We start from the raw sequence: 18,417 nt of genomic DNA on the forward strand, positions 1-18,417 counted from the left end.
CCTTGGTGCGCGTGGCGAGCGCAGCGATCAGTGGTGGCCGTGGCCGCTCGTGATCTCCTTGTACTCCTCGACGGTCGGCTTCGGGATCTGGGACTCCTCGCCGAAGTACGCCTCGCTGAGCTTGGCGCGCAGCTTGTGGGAGCCCTTCACCTTGCGCTCGACGCCGTTCTCGTCGACCGTCGGGCCGAGTTCGAGCGGCTTGTACTGGTCGTGCGCCGTGAGGGTGTGCAGCGCCTCCTGGCTGAGCGGCTCGTGCACCTCGATGAACTCACCGTGCGGCAGGCGCTTGATGATGCCGGACTCGCGACCGTGCAGCACCTTGTCCTTGTCCCGGCGCTGCAGGCCGAGGCAGATCCGCTTGGTGGCGACGAAGGTGAGCACCGGCACGACGAAGAAGCCGACGCGCACGAACCAGGTGATCGCGTTGATCGACAGCTGGAAGTGCGTGGCCCACAGGTCGTTGCCGCCACCGATCATCAGCACGAAGTACCAGGAGATCCACGCGGCACCGAACGCGGTACGCGTCGGGGCGTTGCGCGGACGGTCCAGGATGTGGTGCTCGCGCTTGTCGCCGGTGACCCAGGACTCGATGAACGGGTAGACCGCGATCGCGACCAGGACGAGCGGGAAGATCACCAGCGGGATGAACACGCCCAGGACGAGCGTGTGGCCCCAGAGGTTGATCTCCCAGCCCGGCATCGTACGGATCAGGCCCTCGGAGAAGCCCATGTACCAGTCGGGCTGGGCGCCGGTGGACACCTGGTCCGGACGGTAGGGGCCCATGGCCCAGATCGGGTTGATCGAGGCGATCGCCGCGATGGCCGTGATGACACCGAAGACCAGGAAGAAGAAGCCGCCGGCCTTCGCCATGTACACCGGCAGCAGCGGCATGCCGACGACGTTGTTGTTCGTCTTTCCGGGACCCGCGAACTGCGTGTGCTTGTGGTAGAAGACCAGGATCAGGTGGCCCACCATCAGGCCCAGCATGAGGCCCGGCAGCAGCAGGATGTGGACCGAGTAGAACCGGGCCACGAAGTCGCCGCCCGGGAACTCGCCGCCGAACAGGAACATCGACAGGTACGTGCCGACGACCGGCACGGACAGGATCGCGCCCTCCATGAAGCGGACACCGGTGCCGGAGAGCAGGTCGTCCGGGAGCGAGTAACCGGTGAAGCCGGTGAACATGCCCAGGACGAGCAGCAGGAAACCGAACAGCCAGTTGACCTCACGCGGCTTGCGGAACGCACCGGTGAAGAACACGCGCATCATGTGCACGAACATGCCGGCGAGGAAGATCAGCGCGGCCCAGTGGTGGATCTGCCGGATCAGCAGACCACCGCGCACGTCGAAGGAGATGTGCAGGGTCGAGTTAAACGCCTCGGACATCATCTGACCCTGCAGCGGGATGTAGCTGCCGTGGTACTCCACCTCGTTCATCGACGGGTGGAAGAACAGCGTCAGGTACACACCCGTGAGGATGAGGATGATGAAGCTGTACATGCACACTTCGCCCAACATGAACGACCAGTGGTCGGGGAAGATCTTGCGCATGTTGGTCTTGGCGAGGGAGTAGATCCCCAGCCGGCCGTCGGCCCAGTCGGCGACGCGCTCGCCGGCCGGCGCTTTGCCGCGCCGGGCCTCGGTGTTGTGGTTGGTGCTCATCCGCGCTCCCAGAAGGCAGGACCGACGGGCTCCTCGAAGTCGCCGAGCGCTTCGAGGTAACCGTCACTGTTCACGCCGATGCGCAGCTGCGGCAGGGCGTGACCGGCGGGGCCGAAGATCACCCGGGCACCGTCGGAGAGGTCGAAGGTGGACTGGTGGCAGGGGCACAGCACGTGGTGCGTCTGCTGCTCGTACAGGGAGATCGGGCAACCGACGTGGGTGCAGATCTTCGAGTACGCGACGATGCCCTGGTAGGACCAGTCGAGCTCCTGCTTGTCCTTGATGTTCTCCGGCTGGAGCCGGACGATCATCAGGGCCGCCTTGGCGATCTCGGTCTGGAAGTTCTCGTCCTTCTCCTCCAGGCCCTCGGGCTTGGCGAAGGTCAGCGAGCCGACCGCGACGTCGGAGGGACGCAGCGGCTCGTTGGTGTTCATGTTGACGAGAAGCTTGCCCTTGGACCAGAGCGTGTGGCGGAGCTTGGTGCCCGGCAGCGGACCGAGGTCGCGCAGCAGCATGACGCCGGAGAGCGGGAACAGGGCCAGCGCGCCGAACATCGTGTTGCGGATCAGCTTGCGGCGACCGAGCGCGGACTCCTTGGCGCCCTGCTTGAAGTCGGCCATGACCTTGGCCTTGACCTCGGGCGAGGCCTCGATCGGGTGCCGCTCGTCCGCGACCTCCACGTCGGACATCAGGGTGCGGGCCCAGTGGACCGCGCCCGCGCCGATCGCGAACAGGGCCAGACCGAGGGTCAGGCCGAGCGCGAAGTTCAGCGCGTTGATGTGGCCGATCGGGAAGACGTAGATGGCCTTGTCGTGCGGGATCGCCACGTAGGAGGCGATGAAGCCGATCGTGGCCAGCATCGAGACCGTGAACAGCATGGCCACCGTGCGCTCGGACCGCCTGGCGGCCCGCTCGTCGATGTCCTGGATCCGGTGCTCGTGGGGCGGCAGACCGGGGTCGGCGAACGGGTCCTTCTCGTCCGCGATCCCTACGGCGCCGTGCACGTCCTGCTCAGCGGGCAGGTTCTCTTCTGGAATGTCTTGGCTACTCATGACTTCTTGGCCTTTGCGGTCCGAGCGGCGACCCAGACGGCGACCGCGATCAGCGCGCCGAGTCCGAAGATCCAGGCGAACAGGCCCTCGGAGACCGGGCCCAGACCGCCCAGCTCAAGGCCGCCGGGGCTCTCGGTGTCGTCTCCGTTGACCGCGTTCAGGTACGCGATGATGTCCTTCTTGTTCTGCTCCGACAGCGTGGTGTCGGGGAACGACGGCATGTTCTGCGGGCCGGTCTGCATGGCCTCGTAGATGTGCTTCGGCGCGACACCCTCGAGGTTCGGCGCGAACTTGCCGTGCGTGAGCGCACCGCCCTTGCCGGTGAAGTTGTGGCACTGCGCGCAGTTGGTGCGGAACAGCTCGCCGCCCTTGGCGATGTCGGCACCGTCGGGGCCGTACTGCGCCTTCGTCGGGACGGACGGGCCGGCGCCCAGGGAGGAGATGTACGCGGCGAGCTGGTCGATCTCGGCCTGCGTGTAGATGACCTTCTTCTTCGGGACCTGCGCGCCCGGCTGCTGGGCCGGCATACGGCCGGTGCCGACCTGGAAGTCGACGGCCGCGGCGCCCACACCCACCAGGCTCGGACCGTCGGTGGTGCCCTGACCGCCGGTTCCGTGGCAGGTTGCGCAGCCCACGGAGTAGAGCTTCTTGCCCTCGTCGATGGCAAGGGACTGGGCGGTGTCATCGGCCTGCGCCTTGCTCGCGGGTGCGAACACGGCGTACAGCCCCCCGGTGCATGCCAGCGCGAGGAGTAGGACGACGAGCGCCGCCATCGGATGGCGTCGTCGTGCGGAGAGCTTTTTCACGGATTACCCCGGTGTCAGGATCTTCTGCGTCGATGCTTTTGGGTTGTGCGCCGCGCGGGCGCACGCGGGACGGGCCCCGCTACTTGATCAGGTAGATCGTGGCGAAGAGGCCGATCCACACGACATCGACGAAGTGCCAGTAGTAGGACACGACGATGGCCGCGGTCGCCTGCTCGTGGGTGAACCTCTTGGCCGCGTAGGTGCGGCCGAGGACGAACAGGAAGGCGATGAGGCCGCCTGTCACGTGCATGCCGTGGAAGCCGGTGGTCAGGTAGAACACCGAGCCGTACGGGTCGGAGGACAGGGAGAGCCCGTCCTTCTTCACCAGCTCCGTGTACTCGTAGATCTGACCGCCGATGAAGATCGCACCCATGACGAAGGTGATGATGAACCAGCCCCGGAGCTTCTTCACGTCCCCGCGCTCGGCGGCGAAGACGCCGAGCTGACAGGTGAGTGAGGAGAGCACCAGGATCGTGGTGTTCGTCGCGGAGAACGGAAGGTTGAGATGGCTCGCCATCTCCTTCCAGTGATCCGGACCGGTCACCGATCGAAGGGTGAAGTACATCGCGAAGAGGGCCGCGAAGAACATCAGCTCGGAACTCAGCCAGATGATGGTTCCGACGCTGGTGAGGTTCGGCCGGTTGACCGACGGGTGCGCGTGCCCGGTTTCTACTGTCGTTGCTGTCGCCACGACCGACATTATGTCGGTCGCTTATCCCGCCCTCACTCCGGGGGGTGCCGTTCGGAGTGTTGCTCCCTTCGATACCGGTGTTGACGTGGTGTTGAACGGAGTAACATCCGCCGCAACGGGCCTTTCCGTACGACGCAGACGTCTCGGAGGAACAATGCAGCCGACCGCCACCGTGCTGGTCTACAGCGACGACTCCAACACTCGCGAGCAGGTTCGGCTGGCGACCGGGCGCAGGCCCGCGCCGGACGTCCCGGTGGTGGAGTTCGTGGAGTGCGCGACTCCGGCCGCCGTCATCAAGGAGCTGGACAAGGGCGGCATCGACGTCTGCGTCCTGGACGGCGAGGCCGTGCCGATGGGCGGCATGGGCCTGTGCCGGCAGCTCAAGGACGAGGTCTTCGACTGCCCGCCGGTGCTGCTGCTGATCGGCCGGCCGCAGGACGCCTGGCTGGCCACGTGGAGCCGTGCGGACGCCGCGGTGACGCTGCCGGTGGATCCCGTGGAGTTCGCCTCGGCCCTGGCCTCCCTGATGCGCGCCAGGAGCCTTCGGCAGAGCGCGTAGGGACCCCGTCCTCCTCAGACGTTCTCCGGCCGCAGCCGGGCCCGCTCGGCCGGGCTCGGCCCGTCCAGTGTCCCGGCGACCAGCGCGCTGCCCTTGCGCCAGTTCGTCCAGGGCAGGTTCCAGTCGCCGAAGCCGTTGCCGAAGGGCTCCATCGTGTTGCCCTGGGAGTTGACGACCTTGACGACGTCGCCCTGGCGGACGTGGTCGAAGAACCACTCGGCGTTGTCGGTGCTCATGCCGGTGCAGCCGTGGGAGACGTTCGCGTAGCCCTGGGAGCCCACCGACCAGGGGGCGGCGTGGACGTACTCACCGCTCCAGGTGACGCGGGTGGCGTAGTACACGGGCAGGTCGTACGAGTCCGCCGAGCCCTCGGCGATGCCCACGGTGGTACCGCGCATACGTACGTACTGTTGCTTCTCCAGTACCACCTTGACGCCGTTGCGGGTGTCGAAGCCGGGCTTGCCGGTGGTGACCGGGATCTGCTTGACCACCTCGTCGTTCTTGTAGAACGTCAGGGAGTGCGACGAGGCGTCCGTGACGGCGATGACGCGGTCGCCGATGGTGAGCTTCAGGGGCTTGGACTTCGCGCCCCACAGCCGGTCGCCGATCTTGACGCCGTCGAGGTCGCTGCGGACCGAGACGGTCGCGTGGGCGGGCCAGTACTCCTTGGGGCGGTAGTGGAGCTCCTTGTCGTCCACCCAGTGCCAGGCGCCCTGCACGGCGGGCACGGAGTCGACCCTGAGGGCCCGTTCGACGACTGCCCGCTGCGCCTTGTCCGCGACCGGGTTGCTCAGCTTGGCGGTGACGGGCTGGCCCACCCCGTACGTGCCCGAGTCCGGGCCGAAGGTGACCGTCAGCCGCTTCTTGGTGGTGGGCTTGCTGGTGTCGAAGGCCAGGACCTTGCGGCCGGGCGCCCCGTCGCCGTCCTCGGTGCTCACGCGGAGCGTGTAGTGGGCGTTGGCGGCCAGCGGGGAGGTGCTGTGCCACCGGGTGCCGTCGGCGGAGAGTTCGCCCGTCACGTAGCGCCCTGTGGCGTCCACGGCGGTGACGTCGGTGATGCGGCCGTCGCCGTCCCGGGCGGTGACCTCCAGGGGCTTGTCCGGGTCGGCCTTCTTCCGGTCGCCGGAGGGCCCGTTGAAGGAGATCTGGTCCGACGCGTCGTACGGCTTCGAGGTCAGCGGGTTGCCGCCGCTGCCGCAAGCGGTGACGCCCGCGCCGAGGGCGATCACCAGCAGCGTGCAGCTGACGACGGTGCGGGTGCGCGGAGATGTGTTCATGACCTCGACGCTAGGGAGCGGGGTCGAGCACGGCGCGCCGGATGAGGCGTACGGGGGAACGGTACTGCTGCAAACGAGGGAGCCCGGACCCTCCTGACGGAGTGTCCGGGCTCCTGACGCGTCCTTCGCGTGCTACTGGGTGCGGTTCTCACCGCGGTAGTACTCGAAGACCCAGCCGTACAGGCCGACCAGGATGACCGGCGCCGAGAAGTACAGCAGCCACCAGCCGATCGCGACCGACAGGAAGGCCAGCGCACCGCCCACGCCGAGAGCCAGCGGCTGCCAGCTGTGCGGGCTGAAGAACCCGACCTCGCCGGCGTCGTCCGCGACGTCGGCATCCCTGTTGTCCTGCGCGCCCACGTCGACCCGCCGGGCGGTGAAGCCCAGGTAGAAGCCGACCATGATGCTCAGACCGAAGGCCAGGAAAAGGGCCGTGGTGCCGGCCGGCTCCTTCGACCACACGCCATAGACGACCGCCATGACGAGCAGGAAGACGCTCAGCCACATGAACATCTTGCCCTGGATCTTCACTTGCCGGCCTCCTTGCCACCAGCCAGAGCCTTCTCACCGTGAGGCGCGTTCTCGAGCTGGTCGAGAGCGGCGATCTCCGGGTGGTGAAGGTCGAACGCCGGGGATTCACTGCGGATCCGCGGCAGCGTGAGGAAGTTGTGCCGCGGGGGCGGGCAAGAGGTCGCCCACTCCAGCGAACGGCCGTAGCCCCACGGGTCGTCGACGCCGACCGGCTTGCCGTACTTGGCGGTCTTCCACACGTTGTAGAGGAACGGCAGGATCGACATGCCGAGCAGGAACGAGCCGATCGTCGAGACCGTGTTCAGGGCCGTGAAGCCGTCGGCCGCCAGATAGTCGGCGTAACGACGGGGCATGCCCTCCGCGCCCAGCCAGTGCTGCACCAGGAACGTGGTGTGGAAGCCGATGAACAGCGTCCAGAACGTGATCTTGCCGAGGCGCTCGTCGAGCATCTTGCCGGTCATCTTCGGCCACCAGAAGTGGAAGCCGGAGAACATGGCGAAGACGACGGTGCCGAAGACGACGTAGTGGAAGTGCGCCACCACGAAGTACGAGTCGGACACGTGGAAGTCCATCGGCGGCGACGCCAGGATGACGCCGGTCAGTCCGCCGAAGGTGAAGGTGATGAGGAAGCCGGTCGCCCACAGCATCGGGGTCTCGAAACTCAGCGACCCCTTCCACATCGTGCCGATCCAGTTGAAGAACTTCACACCGGTCGGAACCGCGATGAGGAACGTCATGAAGGAGAAGAACGGCAGCAGCACACCGCCGGTGACGTACATGTGGTGCGCCCACACCGTCACGGACAGACCCGCGATCGCGATGGTCGCGCCGATCAGGCCCATGTAGCCGAACATCGGCTTGCGGGAGAAGACCGGGATGACCTCGGAGATGATGCCGAAGAACGGCAGCGCGATGATGTACACCTCTGGATGGCCGAAGAACCAGAAGAGGTGCTGCCAGAGCAATGCTCCGCCGTTGGCCGAGTCGAAGACGTGTGCCCCGAATTTCCGATCCGCCTCCAGCGCGAACAGCGCGGCGGCAAGGACGGGGAAGGCGAGCAGGACCAGCACCGCGGTCAGCAGCACGTTCCACACGAAGATCGGCATACGGAACATCGTCATGCCCGGCGCGCGCATGCAGATGATCGTGGTGATGAAGTTGACCGCGCCGAGGATGGTGCCGAAGCCGGAGAAGGCCAGACCCATGATCCACATGTCGGCGCCGACACCCGGGGAGCGGACCGCGTCCGACAGCGGGGAGTAGGCGAACCAGCCGAAGTCGGCCGCGCCCTGCGGGGTCAGGAAGCCGCCCACCGCGATCGTCGAGCCGAACAGGTACAGCCAGTAGGCGAACATGTTCAGCCGGGGGAAGGCCACGTCCGGGGCGCCGATCTGCAGCGGCATGATCCAGTTCGTGAAACCGGCGAACAGCGGCGTCGCGAACATCAGCAGCATGATCGTGCCGTGCATCGTGAACGCCTGGTTGAACTGCTCGTTCGTCATGATCTGCAGACCGGGACGGGCGAGCTCGGCGCGCATCAGCAGCGCCATCACACCGCCGATCAGGAAGAACGCGAACGACGTGACCAGGTACAGCGTGCCGATCGTCTTGTGGTCAGTGGTCGTCAGCCACTTGATCACGACACCGCCGCGGTTCTGGCGCCGGACCGGCAGCTCGTCCGTGTAGTGGGACCCTGCTGCCGCGGCACCCTGGGGTTCGTTGAGGATGCTCACAGGTTGTTCGTCTCCCGGTTCTTCTCGTGGCTCGTCTGCGCGATGCCGGCGGGAACGTAACCGGTCTGCCCCTTCTTGGCGAGTTCCTTGAGGTGCTGCTCGTAGCGGTCCGGGGAGACGACCTTCACGTTGAACAGCATCCGGGAGTGGTCGACGCCGCACAGCTCGGCGCACTTGCCCAGGAAGGTGCCCTCCTTGTTGGGGGTCACCTGGAAGGAGTTGGTGTGGCCGGGGATGACGTCCATCTTCATCAGGAACGGCACCACCCAGAAGGAGTGGATGACGTCACGCGAGGTGAGGACGAAGCGGACCGTCTTGCCCTTGGGCAGCCACAGCGTCGGACCCGGGTTGTTGGTCTGCGGGTTCCGCGTGGCGGGCGTACCGACGTCGTAGACGCCACCCGCGTTCGCCGGGAATTCCTTCTTGAACCGGTCCGGGATGGCGGCCAGGTTCTTGTCGGTCTTCGCGTCGCCGGTGACACCGCTGACGGGCGTGATGTAGTTGAAGCCCCAGCTCCACTGGTAGCCGACGACGTTGACCGTCACGTCGGGCTTCTTGTCCGTGAGGCTGAGGAGCTTCGACTCGTCACGGGCCGTGAAGTAGAAGAGCACCGAGACGATGATGAGCGGGACGACCGTGTACAGCGCCTCGATCGGCATGTTGTACCGGGTCTGCGGGGGAACCTCGACCTTGGTCCGGCTGCGCCGGTGGAAGATCGCGCTCCAGATGATCAGACCCCACACCAGCACGCCGACGGCGAGCGCGGCAGCCCAGGAGCCCTGCCACAGCGAGAGGATCCGCGGAGCCTCTTCGGTGGTCGGGGTGGGCATACCAAGGCGGGGGAAGTCCTTGTATGTGCAACCGGTGGCGGTCGCCAGGACCAGGCCCGCGGTCATTGCCTGCAGCAGCTTCCGCCGCATCGGGCGCCGCGGCGAGCGGTCGGAGCCGTTGGGACTCACGTAGCGCCTTCCCGAGAGTCTCGCCCGCGCGTGTTGGCTGCGGCCTGCCTTCTTCGGTGGTCGGTCGCCGCCCTGCGTCGGGCAGGGGTTTGGATGTTTATGCGGACCAAACCCTAGCCGACGCTCTCCGGGGGTTCGCGGGGAGGGGTGCCTAGTGGGCGGGGCGGTTCGCTGGATTGGCGGCTGCGGGTGGGATTGTGGCTTGTCGCGCAGTTCCCCGCACCCCTGGGACGCTGCTCCGAGGGACGTCTTAGCGTGTGCGTATGCCCTACTTCGACGCCGCTTCCAGTGCTCCGCTCCATCCCGTTGCCCGTCAGGCGCTGTTGGCCTCGCTCGACGAGGGGTGGGCCGACCCCTCCCGGCTCTACCGGGAAGGACGCCGGGCGCGGCTGCTGCTGGACGCGGCGCGGGAGGCCGCCGCCGAGGCCGTGGGGTGCCGGGCGGACGAGCTGGTCTTCACCTCCTCCGGTACGGCGGCCGTACACACCGGCGTCGCGGGCGCGTTGGCGGGCCGGCGGCGGGTCGGACGTCACCTGATCGTGTCCGCCGTCGAACATTCCTCGGTGCTCCACGCCGCCGACACGCACGAGGCCGGCGGCGGGACTGTCACCCACATGGCGGTGGACCGAGCGGGGGCGGTGGATCCGTCGGCCTACCCCGCCGCGCTCCGGCCGGACACCGCGCTGGCCTGTCTGCAGTCGGCCAACCACGAGGTGGGGACCGTGCAGCCGGTGGCGGAGGTGGCCGAGGCGTGCCGGGCGGCCGGGGTGCCACTGCTGGTGGACGCGGCGCAGTCGCTGGGGTGGGGGGCCGTCGAGGGCGACTGGTCGCTGCTGACCGCGAGCGCCCACAAATGGGGCGGGCCGGCCGGAGTCGGACTGCTGGCCGTCCGCAAGGGGGTGCGGTTCGCCGTTCAAGGGCCCGCCGACGAGCGGGAGTCCGGGCGGGCCGCCGGGTTCGAGAACCTTCCGGCGATCGTGGCGGCGGCCGCCTCGCTGCGGGCGGTGCGGGACGAGGCGGCGCAGGAGGCGGTACGGCTGCGGGAGCTGACGGAGCGGATCCGGGTGCGGGTGCCCGAACGGGTCCCGGACGTGGAGGTGGTGGGCGATGCCGTACGGCGCCTGCCGGGGATCGTCACCTTCTCCTGTCTCTATGTCGACGGGGAGACATTGCTGCACGAGCTGGACCGGGAGGGTTTCTCCGTCTCGTCCGGATCGTCCTGCACGAGCAGCACGCTGACGCCCAGCCATGTGCTGAAGGCGATGGGCGTGCTGAGTGAGGGGAATGTGCGGGTTTCCCTGCCGCCGGGGACGGCGGCGGAGGACGTGGAGCGGTTCCTGGAGGTGCTGCCGCGGGCGGTGGCGGCGGTGCGGGAGAAGCTGGGGGCGCCGACGCCCACGACCGTGCGGCACCGGGACGCCCTGGTCGTGGACGCCCTGGGCAAGCTGTGCCCGCTGCCCGTCATCGAGCTGGCCAAGGTCATCGGCGAGGTCCCGGTCGGCGGCACGGTACGGGTCCTGGCCGACGACGAGGCGGCCCGGCTGGACATCCCGGCGTGGTGCGAGATGCGCGGGCAGGAGTATGTCGGCGAGGAGCCGGCGGACCACGGTGCCGCCTATGTGGTCCGCCGGGTGTCGTAGTCAGGCCAGGTGCTTGCGGACCTCGGTGGCGGCGTCGTCGCCGTAGGCCTTGGTGAAGCGGTCCATGAAGTGGGCGCGGCGCAGCTGGTACTCCTGGGTGCCGACCGTCTCGATGACGAGGGTGGCGAGCATGCAGCCGACCTGGGCGGCGCGCTCCAGGGAGACGCCCCAGGCGAGGCCGGAGAGGAAGCCGGCGCGGAAGGCGTCGCCGACGCCCGTGGGGTCGGCCTTGCGCTCCTCGTCCGGGCAGCCGACCTCGATCGGGTCCTCGCCGGCCCGCTCGATACGGACGCCGCGCGCGCCGAGGGTGGTGACGCGGTGGCCGACCTTGCCCAGGATCTCGGCGTCGGACCAGCCCGTCTTGGTCTCGATGAGCCCCTTCTCGTACTCGTTGGAGAAGAGGTACGTGGCGCCGTCCAGCAGTATCCGGATCTCGTCGCCGTTCATGCGGGCGATCTGCTGGGAGAAGTCGGCTGCGAAGGGGATGGACCGGGAGCGGCACTCCTCGGTGTGGCGGAGCATCGCCTCGGGGTCGTCGGCGCCGATCAGCACGAGGTCGAGGCCGCCCACGCGGTCCGCGACGGTCTTCAGCTCGATCTGGCGGGCCTCGCTCATCGCGCCGGTGTAGAAGGAGCCGATCTGGTTGTGGTCGGCGTCCGTGGTGCACACGAAGCGGGCGGTGTGCAGGGTCTCGGAGATGCGGACCGAGTCGGTGTCGACGCCGTGCCGGTCCAGCCAGGCCCGGTACTCGTCGAAGTCGAAGCCGGCGGCGCCGACCAGGATCGGGGTCGTGCCGAGCTGCCCCATGCCGAAGGCGATGTTCGCGCCGACGCCGCCCCGACGTACGTCCAGGTTGTCGACCAGGAAGGAGAGCGAGACCGTGTGCAGCTGGTCCGCGACGAACTGGTCGGCGAAGCGGCCGGGGAAGGTCATGAGGTGGTCGGTGGCGATGGAGCCGGTGACTGCGATGCGCACGGCGTTGACTCTCCTGTGGGGAGACGATTTGACGCTTCACGCTACCGGGTCGTAGCCGAGCTCTCCAGCGGGCCGGGATCCGGCTGCGAAGTGGCCAAATCTACCCGATAGTAGATCTTTCTCGACGGGCGGATCGGTGCTTACGGTTCCGGTATGACGAACCTCAAGGTCCACGCCCCGGCCCCGGTCGACCTCGAAGGCGACATGGCGTCGCTGTGGGGCGACTGCGCCCGGATGGTCCCCCACTGGGCCGCTCCCGACCGGGCCCTTCCGCTTCCGGTCTCCCCCTCCCGCATCCACGGTGTCACCGTGCCCTCCACGTCGGCCAGGCTGCTGGAGGCGATGTCCGACTACGGCGACTGAGCCGGCGCGGCGGGTCCGGATGCCGGCGCGGTGGCCCGGATCGGCGCGCGCGAGGGAACCGTGCGCTCCCCCGGTGCGTCCCATCGCCGTCCCCCGTAGAGGGGATGCGCGATACGACCCTTCTCCGGCCGTTTTGACAGGGTCGGGTCAGGGTTATGGGACAGCACGTGAAGGAGCGATGCGGTGACTAGGGAGCGACCCGACAAGGACGCCGAGGAGCAGGGCGCTGGTACTCCGGACGCCGCTTCTGAGGAAACGGGGGCGGCGGAGCCTGCGGAAGGCGCCACCGAGGCGGCCGAGGAGCAGGAGGCCGCCGAGGAGACCGAGGCCGGCGCGGCTGAGGGAGGCAACGGGGGCGACGACGAGGTGCCGGACGATGAGGTGGTACCGGACGCCACCCCCGATCCCGGTGCCGAGCACCCGCGTCCGTCCCGGCGCCGCTCCCCCGCGCTCGTCGCCTCCGTCGCCGCCGCCGTGCTGCTGGTCGGCGGTGGCGGGGCCTACCTCGCGGCGTCGGCCGCCGGCGGATCCGGTGGCCGTGCGGGCTCCGGGGCCTCCGGGGACGGCACCACTCCCCCGCCGCTCGCCCTCGACGGCTACGGCGACAGCGGCTCGAACGGGATCGCGCCCGGGGAGCCCAACCCGTACGGGGCGACGTACGAAGTCGTCGGCAGCCTGCCCGGCGGGCCGGGCTCGGCGCCCGTGTACCGGGCGGGCGGCGAGGTCACCGAGGCCGAGGTCGCCGAGCTGGCGAAGGCGCTCGGGCTCGACGGGACGCCGGTGGCGCAGGGGCAGGCCTGGCGGGTGGGGCCCGGCAAGGACCCGTCCGGGCCGGGCCTGGTCGTCGACAAGCAGGCGCCCGGAACGTGGACCTACCACCGGTACGCCGCCGGGACCGACGACTGCCGCGACGTCACCGTGTGCCACAAGGACCCGGCCAATCCGGCCGTCGGCACCGTGAGCGAGGCGGCCGCCAAGAAGGCGGCGGCGCCGGTTCTCAAGGCGGCGGGTCAGGACGACGCGAAGGTGGACGCGAGCCAGGTGATGGGCGCCCAGCGGATGGTGAACGCCGATCCGGTGGTCGGCGGACTGCCCACCTACGGCTGGACCACCGCGCTGACGGTGAGCGCGCAGGGCGAGGTGGTCGGCGGCAGTGGCCGGCTGAAGGCCCCGGTGAAGGGGGACACGTACCCGGTCCTGGGCGCGCGCCGGACGCTGGACCTGATGAACTCGGCGCCCGTCACCGATCACCGCATGGGCATCGGCGGCTGCGCCAGTCCCGTACCGCTGAAGGACCGGCTGGAGGCGCCCTGCGGGCAGGGGTCGCCGGGCGCGACGGCGACGCCGGCGAAGCCCACGCTCACCGTGGAGAAGGCGGTCTTCGGGCTGGCCACGCACACCGTGGCCGGGCGGCCGGCGCTGGTGCCGTCCTGGCTGTTCGAGGTGCGGGCGGCGGGCGCGCAGGACCCGTTCACGGTGACGTATCCGGCGATCGACCCGAAGTACCTGGGCTCGGGGGCCTCCTCCGGACAGCCGACCCCGTCCTCGACGTCCGCTCCGGCAACCCGGGACGTGAAGGTCGAGGGCTACATCGCCGAGGGCACGGCGCTGACCGTGTCCTTCATGGGCGGGGTGTGCGGCGACTACGCGGCGACGGCGAGCGAGAGCTCCGACAAGGTGACCGTGACGGTGACCGAGACGCCGTACAAGAACCGGGTCTGCATCCTGATCGCCAAGGAGATGGTGAGGACGGTGCAGCTCAAGGAGCCGCTGGGCGACCGGAAGGTCGTGGGCTCGCACGGCGAGGAGATCCCGCAGGCGAAGCCCGGTGCGCGGCTGCCGCGGACGTCGGGCGGGGTGCGGTAGGGCGGAGCCCTGCGCGGTGGAGCGGAAAAGCGCCGCGGGAGCGCGGACGCGCGAAGGCGGCGGCCCGGTCGGAGGGGGCCGCCGCCTTCGCGGTGTTCGTCTGCCGTGCGCGGCGGCTCAGCTGAAGGAGTCGCCGCAGGCGCAGGAACCCGTCGCGTTCGGGTTGTCGATCGTGAAGCCCTGCTTCTCGATGGTGTCGACGAAATCGATGGACGCGCCGCCCAGGTACGGGGCGCTCATCCGGTCGGTGACGACCTTGACGCCGTCGAAGTCCTTGACGACGTCGCCGTCGAGGGACCGCTCGTCGAAGAACAGCTGGTAACGCAGGCCTGAGCAGCCACCGGGCTGAACGGCGACGCGCAGGGCCAGGTCGTCACGGCCTTCCTGGTCGAGCAGGGCCTTGACCTTCGCCGCGGCGGCGTCGGACAGGATGATGCCGTCGGTGACGGTGCCGGTCTCGTCCGATACGGACATCTACATCTCTCCCGGGTTGTACGGAGACTGCTTGCCGACGGTGTCAACCGCCGGGGCCGCGGATTCATTCCGGGCCGAGCGACTACTTCGTTTTCGCCCTGTCCTTTCATGCTCGCACACCCGCGAGGAAGCGAACAGCGACCCGAAGTCCCCGCGCCGTTGTGGCACCGGGATTCATGTCACATCGACGCAATGACCATCGTCAAAGTGACGTGAACCGGGTTATGATAGATAGCGTCAGTTCGACGAAAAGCACTCCCGCAGAGAACATCCGCAGAACAGAAAGGGTGCGTGTCGTGACCACCGCCCAGACCCCGGAGCTCGACGTACAGCCGACTCCGCTCGCCCTGCTGCTCCTCGGCCGTGAGGCCGACCCGAGGAGCGAGCGGGGCGTCGAGTGCCCCGGCGACCTCCCCTCGCCCTCCGACCCCGACCTGGTGGAGCGCGCCCGCGCGGCCAAGGAGAAGCTCGGCGACAAGGTCTTCGTGCTCGGCCACCACTACCAGCGCGACGAGGTCATCCAGTTCGCGGACGTCACGGGCGACTCCTTCAAGCTGGCCCGGGACGCGGCCGCCCGCCCGGAGGCCGAGTACATCGTCTTCTGCGGTGTGCACTTCATGGCCGAGTCGGCCGACATCCTGACCTCCGACGACCAGAAGGTGGTCCTGCCCGACCTCGCGGCCGGCTGCTCGATGGCCGACATGGCGACCGCCGAGCAGGTCGCCGAGTGCTGGGACGTGCTGACCGAGGCCGGCGTCGCCGAGCAGGTCGTACCGGTGTCGTACATGAACTCCTCCGCGGACATCAAGGCGTTCACCGGCAGGCACGGCGGCACGATCTGCACCTCCTCCAACGCCCAGCGGGCCCTGGAGTGGGCCTTCCAGCAGGGCGAGAAGGTCCTGTTCCTGCCCGACCAGCACCTGGGCCGCAACACCGCCGTCCGGGACATGGGCATGTCCCTGGACGACTGCGTCGTCTACAACCCGCACAAGCCGAACGGCGGGCTGACCGCCGAGGAGCTGCGCGCCGCGAAGATGATCCTGTGGCGCGGGCACTGCTCGGTGCACGGCCGGTTCTCGCTGGACTCGGTGAACGACGTGCGCGAGCGCATCCCGGGCGTGAACGTCCTGGTGCACCCGGAGTGCCGGCACGAGGTCGTCGCCGCCGCCGACTTCGTCGGTTCGACGGAGTACATCATCAAGGCGCTGGAGGCCGCCCCGGCCGGTTCCAAGTGGGCCATCGGCACGGAGCTGAACCTGGTCCGCCGCCTCGCGAACCGTTTCGCCCCCGAGGGCAAGGAGATCGTCTTCCTCGACAGGACGGTCTGCTTCTGCTCGACCATGAACCGCATCGACCTCCCCCACCTGGTCTGGACCCTGGAGTCCCTGGCCGAGGGCAAGCTGGTCAACCGGATCGAGGTCGACAAGGAGACCGAGAAGTTCGCGAAGCTGGCGCTGGAGCGGATGCTGGCGCTGCCGTAGAAAGCACCTTCCGTGTCACCCCGAGACGGGCTTCCGCTCGGGGTGCGCGGGGTCGAGGGTGACGAGGGTGCCGTCGGGGGTCGACACCAGCAGGGCGCCCCGGTGCGGGACCGGGTCAGCGAGCAAGCCGCTCATGCTGTTCACTCGGCCCGCACGCGGGTACGACTCCCACAGCAGCGTCCCCGCGCGGGCGTCCAGGGCGGCGACCCGTCCGCTGGCGCTGGCGACGAACAGGCTGCGGCGCCCGTCGAAGGTCGGCCGACCCGGCTGCTCCAGCGTCGTCGCGGTGCTCCACAGGGGCTTGCCGGTCAGCGGCGAGACGGCCGCCAGCCGGCCGTTGGAGGTGACGAAGCACAGCACCCCCTGCGCCAGACCGACGTCCCCGTCCTGCTGCTGGGTCAGTTCGACGGTACGGGACCGGCCTCCTGCGGGGTCGATCAGCACCACCCGGACGAAGGCGTTGTCCTCCGTGTTCGGATCGGAGCTGCGCCGTTCGACGAACACCGGGCGTCCGTCCAGCGTCCCGGCGTAGGCCGCGGTGACCGAGAGTCCGGAACCGAGCCGTCGTAGCCCGCCGTCGGCGGGGTCGAGGGCGAACAGCCGCCGCTGGGCGCCGGACGGGGTGTGGTAGTCGACGCAGTCCGTGAAGGCCCGGTCCCCGTCGAGGACGAACGTGCAGTTGTAGCCGGAGGGCAGCGGCATGCTCCACCGTGCGGCGCCGTCCCGCGGGGAGCGGGCGGTGACGCCGGAGCCGTCCGGGACGAGGACCAGGCCGCCGACGAGTGCCGTGTCGACGGACTGGTTCGGCACCTGCCTGGACCACAGCCGCCTGCCGCTGTCCGCGGCGAGGGCGGCGACGGTGATCGTCTCGTCGTCGCCGGCGGCGTTCCCGATGGTCTCCCGCACGAGCAGCACGCCGTCGCGCACGCCGAGGACCCGGGCCCCGTAGCGGTCGAGCGGGGTGTTCCCGGGCCGGGCCGCGGCCCGCCAGAGGGTGCGGCCGGTCGCGGCGTCCAGGCGGACCGGCAGGGCGTTCTGACCCGCGCAGTAGAAGGACGTACCGCCAGGCACACACGTCGGATGCGGCCCGGAGCCGAAGCCGCTCATCTCCGGCGCTCGGCTCTTCTTCACTCCCTGGGCGGCGTCCGCGTACACGGTCGTGCGCCAGGGCCGCCAGCCGGCCGGGTAGGCGGCCCAGCGGGTGGCGGAGGGACTGGGCGAGGCACCCTCCTGGACCGTGCCGCCGCCCCCCTTGAACGGTCCCAGCAGATAGGCGGTGAGCGCGACAGCCAGTACACCGGCCACCGCGACCGGCACCCGCAGCCGGCGGTTGCCGGCACTCCGCGAGCGCGGCGCGGCCTGCGCCTCGACGGGAGGCGCGGAGCCGGTTTCCGGCGGCAGCGTCGGCTGCGGATCCGGCCTGCGATGGGGCACCGTGGGCATCTCGCCCGGCGCCACCTCCGGCAGGGCGGTGGTGAAGGCGTGGGAGAGCTCGTCCAGTCCGGGGCGGTCGCCCGGCTCCTTGACCAGACAGCGGGAGACGACCTCGCGCAGCGGCGGGGATACGTCGTCCAGCGCCGGCTCCTCGCTCATCACGCGGTACGCCGTCAGATAGGGGCTGTCGGTGTCGAAGGGGCCGCGGCCGGTGGCGGCGAACACCACGAGGGAGCCGAGCGAGAAGACGTCCGATGCCGGTCCCACCGAGCGCGCGTCCGAGAGCTGTTCGGGGGACATGAAGGGCGGGGTGCCCATCATGTGCCCGGTCTCGGTCAGTGTCTGGTTCTCCGCCGCGCGCGAGATGCCGAAGTCGATGACCCGGGGGCCGTCCTCGGCCATCAGAACGTTGGCCGGTTTCAGATCGCGGTGCACGACCCCGGTGCGGTGGATGTCGCGCAGCGCCTCCACCAGTCCGAGGACCAGGTTCCGCAGCTGCGCGCCGGCCATCGGACCGTGTGCCCGCAGGTGGTCGGCGAGCGAGTGCCCGGGCACGTACTGCGTTGCCATCCAGGGCAGTTCGGCCTCCGGGTCCGCGTCCACGACCGGTGCGGTGAAGGCTCCGCTGACCTTGCGGACGGCCGCGATCTCCTGCCGGAAGCGGGCACGGAACACCGGGTCCGCGGCGTACTGGGCGTGCACCACCTTGACGGCGACCTCGCGTCCGGACCGGGACCTGGCCCGGTAGACGACGCCCATACCACCGGCCCCCAGCCGGTCGACGATCCGGTACTCACCCAGCGCCCCGGGATCGCCCTCGCGCAGTGCCACCGCTCTGTTCCTCTCCCCCGAAGAGCAGTTCGAGGTCACAGGATACGGAAAGGGTCGGAGGCGCCCCGGGGCACCGGCCTGCC

At 69.3% G+C, this 18,417-nt stretch carries 16 protein-coding genes; 5 read left to right on the forward strand and 11 right to left on the reverse strand.

Annotation, left to right across the window (positions count from 1 at the left end; translation table 11 throughout):
• Window positions 1-27: 27 nt before the first annotated feature.
• From FBY22_RS31905 to FBY22_RS31920, 4 genes are all read right to left on the reverse strand, one after another.
• Window positions 28-1,662 carry a cytochrome bc complex cytochrome b subunit gene (locus FBY22_RS31905; protein WP_142151445.1) on the reverse strand — a complete coding sequence of 545 codons (1,635 nt, stop codon included), beginning with the start codon at window positions 1,660-1,662 and terminating at the stop codon, window positions 28-30.
• Window positions 1,659-2,714 carry a ubiquinol-cytochrome c reductase iron-sulfur subunit gene (locus FBY22_RS31910; RefSeq protein ID WP_142151446.1) on the reverse strand — a complete coding sequence of 352 codons (1,056 nt, stop codon included), beginning with the start codon at window positions 2,712-2,714 and terminating at the stop codon, window positions 1,659-1,661. Before FBY22_RS31910 ends, FBY22_RS31905 begins: the two co-directional genes overlap by 4 nt.
• Window positions 2,711-3,520, reverse strand: coding sequence for a c-type cytochrome (locus FBY22_RS31915; protein WP_142151447.1), 810 nt, complete (start codon window positions 3,518-3,520; stop codon window positions 2,711-2,713). Before FBY22_RS31915 ends, FBY22_RS31910 begins: the two co-directional genes overlap by 4 nt.
• 79 nt (window positions 3,521-3,599) lie before the next feature.
• Window positions 3,600-4,220 carry a heme-copper oxidase subunit III gene (locus tag FBY22_RS31920; protein WP_142151448.1) on the reverse strand — a complete coding sequence of 207 codons (621 nt, stop codon included), beginning with the start codon at window positions 4,218-4,220 and terminating at the stop codon, window positions 3,600-3,602.
• A gap of 145 nt (window positions 4,221-4,365) precedes the next feature.
• Here FBY22_RS31920 and FBY22_RS31925 point away from each other — a divergent pair, with 145 nt between their 5' ends.
• Window positions 4,366-4,770, forward strand: a complete 405-nt coding sequence (locus FBY22_RS31925; protein ID WP_142151449.1) for a hypothetical protein — start codon at window positions 4,366-4,368, stop codon at window positions 4,768-4,770.
• A 14-nt stretch (window positions 4,771-4,784) separates the two neighbouring features.
• Here FBY22_RS31925 and FBY22_RS31930 read toward each other — a convergent pair whose 3' ends face one another.
• The 4 genes from FBY22_RS31930 to coxB form a co-directional block, all read right to left on the reverse strand.
• Window positions 4,785-6,047, reverse strand: coding sequence for an Ig-like domain-containing protein (locus tag FBY22_RS31930; RefSeq protein ID WP_142151450.1), 1,263 nt, complete (start codon window positions 6,045-6,047; stop codon window positions 4,785-4,787).
• 132 nt (window positions 6,048-6,179) lie between these two features.
• Window positions 6,180-6,578, reverse strand: a complete 399-nt coding sequence (locus FBY22_RS31935) for a cytochrome c oxidase subunit 4 (RefSeq protein ID WP_142151451.1) — start codon at window positions 6,576-6,578, stop codon at window positions 6,180-6,182.
• Complete coding sequence (ctaD, locus tag FBY22_RS31940) at window positions 6,575-8,311, reverse strand: cytochrome c oxidase subunit I (protein ID WP_142151452.1); 1,737 nt, start codon at window positions 8,309-8,311, stop codon at window positions 6,575-6,577. Before ctaD ends, FBY22_RS31935 begins: the two co-directional genes overlap by 4 nt.
• Window positions 8,308-9,270 (reverse strand): cytochrome c oxidase subunit II, encoded by a 963-nt coding sequence (gene coxB, locus FBY22_RS31945; protein ID WP_142151453.1) that lies wholly within the window; start codon window positions 9,268-9,270, stop codon window positions 8,308-8,310. Before coxB ends, ctaD begins: the two co-directional genes overlap by 4 nt.
• A gap of 263 nt (window positions 9,271-9,533) precedes the next feature.
• Between coxB and FBY22_RS31950 the strand changes: the two genes are divergently transcribed.
• Window positions 9,534-10,910, forward strand: a complete 1,377-nt coding sequence (locus FBY22_RS31950; protein ID WP_142151454.1) for a cysteine desulfurase/sulfurtransferase TusA family protein — start codon at window positions 9,534-9,536, stop codon at window positions 10,908-10,910.
• Here FBY22_RS31950 and FBY22_RS31955 read toward each other — a convergent pair whose 3' ends face one another.
• On the reverse strand, window positions 10,911-11,885 hold the full coding sequence (locus FBY22_RS31955) for a carbohydrate kinase family protein (RefSeq protein WP_142151455.1): 975 nt from the start codon (window positions 11,883-11,885) through the stop codon (window positions 10,911-10,913).
• Window positions 11,886-12,038: 153 nt separating this feature from the next.
• Between FBY22_RS31955 and FBY22_RS31960 the strand changes: the two genes are divergently transcribed.
• Entirely contained in the window at window positions 12,039-12,248 is a 210-nt protein-coding gene (locus FBY22_RS31960) for a hypothetical protein (RefSeq protein ID WP_142151456.1), read from the forward strand.
• Between the two features lie 183 nt (window positions 12,249-12,431).
• The gene (locus FBY22_RS31965) at window positions 12,432-14,114 is read left to right on the forward strand and encodes a hypothetical protein (protein ID WP_260845218.1); all 1,683 of its coding nucleotides are present in this window, start codon (window positions 12,432-12,434) and stop codon (window positions 14,112-14,114) included.
• A 117-nt stretch (window positions 14,115-14,231) separates the two neighbouring features.
• Here FBY22_RS31965 and FBY22_RS31970 read toward each other — a convergent pair whose 3' ends face one another.
• On the reverse strand, window positions 14,232-14,588 hold the full coding sequence (locus FBY22_RS31970) for an iron-sulfur cluster assembly accessory protein (protein WP_007381494.1): 357 nt from the start codon (window positions 14,586-14,588) through the stop codon (window positions 14,232-14,234).
• 296 nt (window positions 14,589-14,884) lie between these two features.
• Between FBY22_RS31970 and nadA the strand changes: the two genes are divergently transcribed.
• Entirely contained in the window at window positions 14,885-16,069 is a 1,185-nt protein-coding gene (gene nadA, locus FBY22_RS31980; RefSeq protein WP_142151458.1) for a quinolinate synthase NadA, read from the forward strand.
• A gap of 15 nt (window positions 16,070-16,084) precedes the next feature.
• Here nadA and FBY22_RS31985 read toward each other — a convergent pair whose 3' ends face one another.
• The gene (locus tag FBY22_RS31985) at window positions 16,085-18,334 is read right to left on the reverse strand and encodes a protein kinase domain-containing protein (protein WP_142151459.1); all 2,250 of its coding nucleotides are present in this window, start codon (window positions 18,332-18,334) and stop codon (window positions 16,085-16,087) included.
• Between the last annotated feature and the right edge of the window lie 83 nt (window positions 18,335-18,417).

Origin of the sequence: Streptomyces sp. SLBN-31, from assembly GCF_006715395.1 — a bacterium.
In the GTDB taxonomy this organism is placed as follows: Bacteria; Actinomycetota; Actinomycetes; order Streptomycetales; family Streptomycetaceae; genus Streptomyces.